This window comes from Mesorhizobium sp. M0701, from assembly GCF_040320365.1.
In the GTDB taxonomy this organism is placed as follows: Bacteria; Pseudomonadota; Alphaproteobacteria; order Rhizobiales; family Rhizobiaceae; genus Mesorhizobium.
The window spans coordinates 1-9,068 of sequence record NZ_JAMYPO010000086.1; the positions used below are offsets into that span (position 1 = coordinate 1).

A 9,068-nucleotide genomic window follows, 5' to 3' on the forward strand; every position below is an offset into this window, starting at 1 on the left:
TGGCCGCAGGGTTTGTCGAGGTCGTCAGCTGGCCGATGTTGTAGAAGCCCGCCGCCGCCTGATCGTAGGTGTTCTGCGTCAGCGTCACCGCACTGCCGCCCGACGCCGTTGCCGTCTTCAGCGTCAGCCGGTCCAGCTGGTCGTAGGCCAGTGCCGTCACCGTGCCGCGGGCATCGGTCTGGCTGGTCAGACGATTGGCGACGTCATAGATATACGACCATGAGCCGAGATCGGGATCGGTTGCGGAAAGCCGGTTGCCGACCATGTCATAGCTGTAGCTCCAGCTCGAGCCGCCGGGATCGCTGACCCCGGTCAGCCGGCCAAGCACATCGTAGCTGCGGCCCTCCGTCAGATTGAGCCCGCCGAGATCGCGCACGATCTGCACGACATCGCCACGCGTCGAGGACACGCTTTTCGACTGGCGCGTGGTCGTTGCATTGATCTGGTCGGTCTGGGTGACGGCGTAAAGCCGCGGATTGGCGCCGCTGCCGCTGTCAAGGCTGTGGGCAAAGGTTGTCTGGCTGGCATCGGCATAGACGGTCTTCACCAGCCGGTCGGCCCAGTCATACGAGTTGGTCGTCCACTGCGCGGTGTCGCCGACAAAGCGTGGAAAAGCGGTGCGCAAGACATTGCCGCGCAGGTCAAAATCGGTGTCGGCAATGTGCTTGGCGCCGGCCGCCGTCTCGCCGGGCGTCTCCACCCGGTAGACCCGGCCGAGCCCGTCATAATAGGAGCGGACAAAATCCTCGCCCGCCCCATTGGGCAGCGGCGTCAGCTTGGCCAGCGCCTGTGTCGCCGGATTGCCCTCGTTCTCGAAGCGCGTCTTGGCATAGGCGCCGGTGATGCTCTGCGAGACCTGGTAGGGCCGGCAGAACGGATCGTAGGTGAAGGTCCTGATCAGGCCGTTGAAGTCGGTCTTCGTCGCCGGCTGGCCGCACACGGCATTGTAGGTGGCGCTCGAGACGAAGCGGGTGTCGGCGCTCTGGCCGCCGGTGGCAAAATAGCGGGGCGCCCGCTGCGTTACCGGATAGAGGTGATAGGTCGCATCATAGTCCCACTCGGTCTTGTGGCCGAGGCCGTTGGTGGCCGAGATCGTGTTGCCAAAGCTGTCATAGGCAAAAGTCTGGTTCACCTCCTTTTGCGGCGATCCATAGTAATTGGAGAAGCTGCGCTTGCGGGTGACATTGCCCTTAGCAGGTGGTGTGGCATTGGCGCCCGTGTTGCCGTCATAATAGGTCTCGTCATAGCCGATATAGGCAAAGCTGGTGTCCAGCCCGGCGCGCACCGTCTGGCTGCTCGGCAGCGAGACGATGTAGGCGCTCGTGTTCGGCGCAAAGCTCGCCACCGTCCACGTCTCGTCGCCGCTGACGTCGGTGCGGCCATAGTCCTTGATGCTGGTGACGTTGTTGTAGGCATCGAACGCCCGCTCGACCCTAAGAGTGCGCGAAAGATTCTCGGTCAGCGTCGTGTCGGTCGCCGTGTTCTGCACCCAATAGGGTTTTGTCGCGGTATTGACCGCATAGGTCTCGGCCACCTGCTTGTGCACGGTGCCTGCGCCATCCTTCCACACCGTCAGCGACGGCAGGCCGTAGCTTGCCAGGTCCTGCCGGTAGGTGGTCTCGATCTTCGAGGCCGCCGTCTCGCCATTGGCCAGCGGTTTTGTCTCGACGATCGAGGCAAAGCCCAAAAACTTGCGCGCCGCCGGATCGTACTTGCCGCCGGCATAGGCGTAGGTGCTCACCGCCGTCTGGCCGCGGCCGTCGCCGACCGACAGTTTTGACACCGCGTGCACCACCTGCGGCAAGTAGGTGTTCACCCAGGTCGATGACGGCGCATACTCCACAGCAACCGTTCCGCCCAGTTCCGTCACGACACTGCGCAGCAGGTTCGGATTGCCAGCACCGGGGGCCGAGATGAACATGTGGTCTTTGTAGTCGGTAAAATCCGGCAGGCCGTCGCCGTTGAAGTCGCCGACCGGCGATCCAGCAGTCATCGCAACAGGAAGATAAAAGCGGACCGGCGTGAAATCTGTCGATGAGGGCTGCAGGAAGTAAATCTTGACTGTGCCTGTGGCGTAGGATTGGGTCGAAAGATTGCTGTTGCTCAGCGTAATGAGGTCGACCCGACCGTCATTGTCGAAGTCGCGCAGGATGCCAATGTCTCCGTCCGCATCGTGCTTGGCATAGTCCTTGAATCCGACCCCGGTCGACAGGGATATCCGGATGCTGCCGCCTCCGTTGTAACTGACAATGTCGGACGCCCCATCGCCATTGACATCGGCCAGCACGCACGTGCCGGTCGAGCAGCTAATCTTGAACGACGTCCCGCCCGGTTGCCATTTGTCGACTGAAAACACCCCCTTTTTTACGGAGTCGTCGCCTGTTGAATAGATCGGCTGCTGACGGCCATTGCCGAGGAAGTCGCCGACGCCGAAGGGGGAGCCGCCCTTATCGAGCGTGTCGATTCCGTTGCCATCGGCATCGGCTACGAAAGCGCCTGCGGCAGATGCCGGTATTGCCGCACATACCGCTTCGTAACCGGCCGGCGCGCAGCCAACCTTTGTCATCGACAACTGGGGGTTTGTCTGAACGATCGATCTTGTTGTCGAATACGTAATTGCGCCGGTCGCCCCGTTAAGGGAACTACTCGTTACCGCAGTCGCAAAGTCCATTGTGTTTTTGGTCGAGAGAAACCGGCCAGGCCGAGAGAAATACTTTGGAGTGTAGTCAATGCCGTCAACGGGCTTTGAAATCGAATCAAGCTGCAGTGATACAGTTCCGCCTTGCGTTCCGTCCGAGTTGAATTTGTAGATATACTTTGTTCTCGTCCATACGTCGCTGGGGCTGCCATCGTGGCCGCCGCTGTTCTGAGATTTCGTTATTCCGTCGCCGAATATCTCGTCGCGACCGTCAAAATCCAAATCGCCGGTCTCGTTAGGTGCTCCTGCAAGCGCACTATTAACGCTCGTATAGGCCCCATCTGTATTCTGATAGGTCATCTGGCCGAGCGGTTTTGCGGTGCCGCCGGTGATGGTGCCGTCGGCGGCGATGGCTGCATCGGTGCCATAGCGGGTGACGGCGGTCAGGCGCGAGGCGTTTGAGAACGGCGCCTGATCGTAGGTCAGCTTGTAGGCGCTGCGCAGCGCGCCGGAGACCGTTACGCCGATCGCCTTGATGCGCTGGCTGGTCTCCGAGATGTCACGGCCATTGCCCATCAGGATCAGGTCGGGCCGGGTCTCCAGATAGAATTTTACCACCGTGCCGTTGTAGCTGATGGTGTCGGGATAACAGACCGGGCTTGCCGGGCAGGTGTAGCTATAGGCGACGCTGTTGCCATTGGTGTCGGTGACCGAGGTCAGCAGCCAGCGATAGTTTTGGGCCAGATCATAGGCCGGCGTGCCGGCAGTCGGCGTCAGGTTCGCCACCGCAGCGACCGAGCGGAAGGTCGAGACGGTGCCGTCGCGATCCGTCACCTTCCATTCGTTGGTGGTGCCGTTCAGCGCAATGCGGCGATAGGATTCATTCTCCGTCGCATGCGTGCCGCCGGTCGAACACGACGGCGACACCATGCCCCCCACGCAGGCAACCATCGCCCGGCCGTCGAGCAGGTAGATATCGCCCGTGGTGAAGGCCGGCATGCCGTAGCCGGGGCTTGCCCGCTCGATGACGTCAAAGCCCTCAAGGCCCCAGGCATAGCCCAGCCAACCCTGGTAGAGGGCACCTAGCTTGGTCCTGCGGGAAGACTCATAGGTGAGTGCGATCGACGGCTCGATGCCATGGAAGTCCGAAACGTCGATGCCGATGGCGTAGCCCAGATTGCCGTTCCCTGAACTCTTCGGCAGATCCACCTTCGGCGTGCCGATCGCCTCGGGATCGCCGCTTTCGGAGGTCGTGGTCGTCGCCAGCGTCGTTGCGGCAGGCTCCTCGGGCGCGGCTTCGCTGTCGGTCGACTGATCGGTCGTGCCCACCTCTGCCGCCGCATCAGGACCATCGCCCGCCGGCGCAGCATCTCCCGTCGCAGTTGCTGCGGGCGGTGCGCCCGCATCATCCGTGCCGGAGCCTGACCCCGAGCCAAGTGCTGCCCCGCCATTGCCAAGGCCCTCACCGGCGCCAGCATCTGGCGAAGTCCCTTGCGCCTCCTGCGCAAAGACAGCCATCCCTGCGGAGTTTCTAATATGAGAGACTAAAGATGTATCAGCGCCGAACACACCGGCGGCAAGCAATGCCGCTCCCACAAGCAACTTGTTCATGATTCCCCCGAGCCCAAGTTGCTTACTTCTACTCAGCCCCAGCCAAACGAATACGGCACCAAGTCGTCGCAATAGGAATATCCACAGGGAAATTTTTAAGCCAACGGGGAACAGCCGATTTACTTAAACAATCGGCTCAGACGACGGCTGCCCATACGGGCACCCTCGAACCTAGAATTGCGCGTTGAGCGTCGGACCGATATTGTCGGCGCGTGAGCTGTAAGCGGACAGCTGAAGCCGTTCAGCTCTGGTAACTCCAAGGCATGAGCGCCTCGATATCGCTTGTTTGGCCAGCCATTGGCAGGCGCTGTTGGCCAAGTGATTGCCACCCGCAGGGATGAAGGGGCTTGTTGATGACGGTCGACTGGCAAGCGCCATGCCGGAGGTCATGTAGCCTTTCCGCCTCGAGCCGTTGCATGCCCCTTGGGGCATCGAAGCTCAACTCGCTACGATGAATGGATTTTGCCACAGCACCTGTGAGTGGCGAACGCGCTGAGAGAGTGCCTCCCTAAGATGCCCCTGCAATGTTCAAGGGCCTGCAGTGCGTGTCGCCGCCGAAAGTCCTGCGGGCGTCGCTGACCTGATTGCGTTCGGACCGAGGACTGGCACCATTCATTATGAGTGCGATTGCCGTTAGCCGCGAACCCGTCGCAGAATTCGCCGGGCTTGAGTGTCAGGGGCCGCAACTATCAGAAGGGCCATAAGCCGGCCAAAAAAGCCAGCGTTTCGCTGCTCCACTGCATGAAATTTTGGTACCAGCCAGACACCGTTTCCTAAGCAACCTGCAGTGCGCCCAAGAAGAAAACGAAACAGATAGCTTGCCAAACCCCTCGTCACCGTTCGGGTCGTTGCTCTGGTAAACGTAAACCTGTCGATTGAACGTGGTCCTCTAACGGACCCGGTCGTCGCGGTCGCGTTCCCTTCTTTATAGTTCGTCGCGCTCCAACTCCTCGAGGCGAGGGATATGCTGTTGCGCCGGATCGGTCCGCGTCGTTTCGCTGCCGCGTTGTGCGGCCTCCTTGTCGCTGTCTAACTTATCCTGCAGCCGATTTGTAGCATCTACGGTCGACCCAGTTCGGACGGTTCGTCCGGCCGGCGCTCGGCCTCCTCGGGGCGACGATCTCGCTGCTGTTCGGTCACGGCATCGACATTTGCAGGGCTTTTGCCCTGCACTTCTGCCGGCCCCTCTCGGGTCTGCTCTGCCGCCTCGATAGCGCGCTTAAGCTCCGGATCGTTCTCGGCTACCTCGCATATAGGTGTTGCCCTGGACGGCAAGCTCCGCCGCGCGAGCCAGTCCGCGCTCAAAGTCAGCTCGGAATAGCCTTGGAGCAAATTGTCGATGCCATCAGAGACATGAACGTGTCGCTAGACGACCAGCGATCAAAAACCGAGGCCCGCCTTCCAAAGCTGACGTAAGAGACACATAGCCGGTCAGCCCAAAAGAAAAAGGCGGCTGGAGAAGGGCGTCGTTTTGCGGGTATCTCCGATCGCCTAGACTCAATCAGGCGACCTTGAGATCCTTCATCGCCTTTTCAAAGACATCCTTGATTGGCTTGGATATATCTTCGGCAGCCTTGGTCGTCACGGCCTGAAATTCCTTGGCCTGCTCTACGGTCAGTTCGACCTGCTTGCGCAAGAAGGCAGCCTGCAGCTCGAGGAACTCGGAGGGCGCCCTCACGGCAACCAGGGCTTCGAGGTGCGAGAAGCCGGCTTCGGTATTGGCGCGCAGAGCAGCAATTGTCTTCAGCGACAGCTCGTTGCCGACGGTCTTGGAGGTTTCGAGGCTCGACTGCAGCGCCTTCTGGGTCGTCTCGGTGCCTGAGGCAAATTTCGCATAGGCTTCTTTCGACTGCTCGAGGCCCTTTTCGGCGACAGCGCGGATCTGGTCGGTAGCCATCGACGGGTCGAAGGTCGGGAATTCGGAATTTTCAACGGTGTCAGCGGTCTTGGCCATAGTTTCCATCCTTTTCAGCGGGCGGCCCTTCACAAAAGCCGTCTCATTCATCTACGAAACTGACGTTACGGCATTTGTAGTGCATTGCAATATTTTTGTGCGACGCACCATCCTCTTTATCCGAGCGTTAACCCGCTGAACTTTTCGCCTGCCGAGGCATGATCCATGACGACAATGTCGCCGGGGTTGAGGGGGGACGAGAACTTTGTCGTCATAGATTTTGAACCTCTCGCCGTTGATCGGTCCGTCGATGAGCGATGGTGCATCGACACGGTCGTGGCGCAGCGCCGCCAGGAAGGTCACGATCTTCCAATGGTCGTTCGGCGCCTTGGCTTTTATCCTCTCGCCTCGGGGTGCCCATGCGGGATCTGGTGTGCGCCTGCTCAGCGGCGGTCGATACACTGGTCATGCATCGTCAGCAGGTTGGCGGATTCATGCTCAAACATGGTCGTCGATTCCCAGGAAACCTGGACGATTCGCTATCTGCGCTGAGTTCAGGAGCAACGGTTTTGAATATCCAGCGCAGCAGCTTGCCCAGATCGAGCATAACCGCAAGACGGGCCACCTCGCGCCGCCCAGCGTAATCAGCCAGTGCGTTCATCACGTCAGGATCAAGATGCGATCACCGAGCGAAAGGTGCAAATGTCGCTCCGCTGACGCTTCAAAGCAAAGCCCGCGCGCCTCACCGATAAGAGCTTTAGCTATCGCGTTGGCGGCATCGTCGCGGTGCCTTCGGAACGTCGAATCCCACCGCGGCGCTCGCACTTGATCTCGGCGCGGGTTCTCCCTTGTCTCATCGCCCTGTCAACGCCTTGCAAATGAGCGAAACCAAGCTGTCGCGCGCTCGCTTGTGGAGTGCGCCTTTCGGCCGCCATGCAAGGAAATCATCAACGCTCATCCAATCAACCGGCTTTGTGTCGGCGTCTCGCTGGCTGAATTTCACGTACAGATGCAGTTCGTCCGGCACGAAGACGACCCTCCACGATCCTTTGATGTCATTGGCAAGGTTGTGGGCGAGGACGGTCATGGCGGGGCACTCCTTTCGCCGTGGAGCGTGCCTATCTCACGGGAAAATTGACGCTCGCGCTTTCTCAGAAATCCAACGTCCGCGTGATGCCGAAAGGTGCAGCTAGCTTTTTGTGTATCTCGATTGGGAACACGGGACCGCCGCGAAAGTTCGGTGCACGCAGCGTCCTCCCCCTCCAGGTATTGCTGCAGATCGGTATCCCGATCGGCCCGCGCTCCCCGCAAGCGCGGGCCTCGGCCTGTGGTGCTCATGCCATCTACTTCGATCCGCAACATGGAATATGATCTGGATAGAAGGACCCTCTCGGTGTGGTTCGTCGCCAGCGGCAAGCGGTACGAATTTGAGGGGGTACCGCCGGAAACCTTTGCCGCGTTCCGGGCCGCGTTTGCCAAGGGCCGCTATTTCAACGACCACATCCGCAACAATTTCCGCTACCGTCTGGTTGCGAGCGATAGCGATTCGGGATGACCTGACCTGCCGGCGGCTCAATCGTCCTGTCGCTCCAACCGGCGGTTGGTGGACGCGTTGCCGCTGTTGCGCTTAGGGTTGGTTACGGTCCGCGCTCACTTGGCAAGCCCAACCCCCCGCATCCCCCCGCCTGGTGCAAAGCGTTTGATCGGTCCCGCCGTTCTGGCAGTGCGGCGGGACTTTTTTGCGGTCCAGGTGGAGCATCGGCGCGCGGGGAAGGCGCGGTGCACGCAGCACCCTTTTCTCATTCAACGTACGTCGGTGGCGCGCTGAAGGGTCTCAACGTCGGTCTGCCGCCAGAGCTCAACTAGCTGGACTATTACTCGACCGGAAGCGGCTCGTGCTGCGGCTCAGCGTGGTGGAACACCTGTCCAAGATCGCGCGCGTCGAACGTTTGGCCGCAGACTGGGCAGTAGACGAAGTGCTTCGAGTCGTCCTCTACCGGCCCGTCATGCGGCTTGCCCTCATAGCCTGTCGCGATGTTGTCGGTTCTAATCCGGGCATCGACAAGTCACAGGAGCGGAAGAAGCTCGAACGCCGAGGCTTTACCCCAGCCAGATCGACGCCGAGATCAGCCGCTATGCGACGGCGATCAGCCGCATCCTTCATTCTCAAAAGCAATATGGCTCAACACCGGATAGTGCCGCACGACCGAGGGAGCAAGCATATCCGTCCGCGAAGCGGAACGGAGTGGGGGTGTGGGGCCTCAAGCCCACGTCTTCCTTATGTTGGCGCTAACGCCGCGCGCGCGATGGCAGCAACATGCAGCGACCAGTAGCGCTGTCCGGCTTGGTAGGTGCGAGCGTTCAGCGCGGTTGGTATGCTGCGAAGACGTAACCTTGCACCTCGACTAAGGCGATCGGTCCTTTGGGAACAGTGCCGTCGGTATGGAAGATCGCATCGGCACTGTCCTTCCAGCCCTGATTGAAGAGGCCCGTATGCGCAACGATCGCCTTCAAAGCCAAATCGTAGGTGATAGGCTGGTCGCGCAGCCATGGTCCGAACTCGCGATGAGGCACTGACGGCGTCCGGTGCTCGCGACGTCCTGCCTCAACCGCGCAAGCGCATCATCATCGCCGGCGAGCGACAGAGCCAAACCGGGAGCGCTTATTCTCCACGGAGCACCGGGCATTGTCTGGTTGTGAAGACGGTGCTTGATCACCAGCCGCCTGAGTGTGTCTTCGCTTACGTTGTAGTCGTGCCTGAACAGATCAATGGCCCTCTGGACCGTGATCGCCTCTGCCCGTGGGACGTAGAGCGGCCGAAGCCGTTCGCCTGTTTCTGGCGCTGTTTTGACAGGGAGCGCATTGGTCATTCGGCCCATCGCGCTTTTCTGCGGCCCGCCGTTTCGCCCGACATCATGGAACGAT

The 9,068-nt window shown here is 60.4% G+C and carries 5 protein-coding genes and 1 pseudogene; 1 reads left to right on the forward strand and 5 read right to left on the reverse strand.

Annotated elements, in window-relative coordinates:
- The 4 genes and pseudogenes from NKI24_RS35135 to NKI24_RS35155 form a co-directional block, all read right to left on the reverse strand.
- Positions 1-4,156: RHS repeat domain-containing protein (locus NKI24_RS35135; protein WP_352750734.1), on the reverse strand; the 4,156-nt coding region annotated here is incomplete at its 3' end.
- Between the two features lie 1,594 nt (positions 4,157-5,750).
- A complete protein-coding gene (locus NKI24_RS35140; RefSeq protein ID WP_352453837.1) occupies positions 5,751-6,212 on the reverse strand; it encodes a phasin in 462 nt (153 codons plus the stop codon).
- Between the two features lie 102 nt (positions 6,213-6,314).
- Positions 6,315-6,578 (reverse strand): annotated as a pseudogene (locus NKI24_RS36125) (IS630 family transposase); the annotation flags it as partial.
- 418 nt (positions 6,579-6,996) lie between these two features.
- Positions 6,997-7,230: a hypothetical protein gene (locus NKI24_RS35155; RefSeq protein WP_352453838.1), complete on the reverse strand. Its 234-nt coding sequence runs from the start codon at positions 7,228-7,230 to the stop codon at positions 6,997-6,999.
- 249 nt (positions 7,231-7,479) lie between these two features.
- Between NKI24_RS35155 and NKI24_RS35160 the strand changes: the two genes are divergently transcribed.
- The gene (locus NKI24_RS35160; protein WP_352453839.1) at positions 7,480-7,698 is read left to right on the forward strand and encodes a KTSC domain-containing protein; all 219 of its coding nucleotides are present in this window, start codon (positions 7,480-7,482) and stop codon (positions 7,696-7,698) included.
- Positions 7,699-8,504: 806 nt separating this feature from the next.
- On the opposite strand, the gene NKI24_RS35165 is transcribed toward NKI24_RS35160, so the two are convergent.
- Complete coding sequence (locus NKI24_RS35165; protein ID WP_352453844.1) at positions 8,505-8,717, reverse strand: hypothetical protein; 213 nt, start codon at positions 8,715-8,717, stop codon at positions 8,505-8,507.
- Between the last annotated feature and the right edge of the window lie 351 nt (positions 8,718-9,068).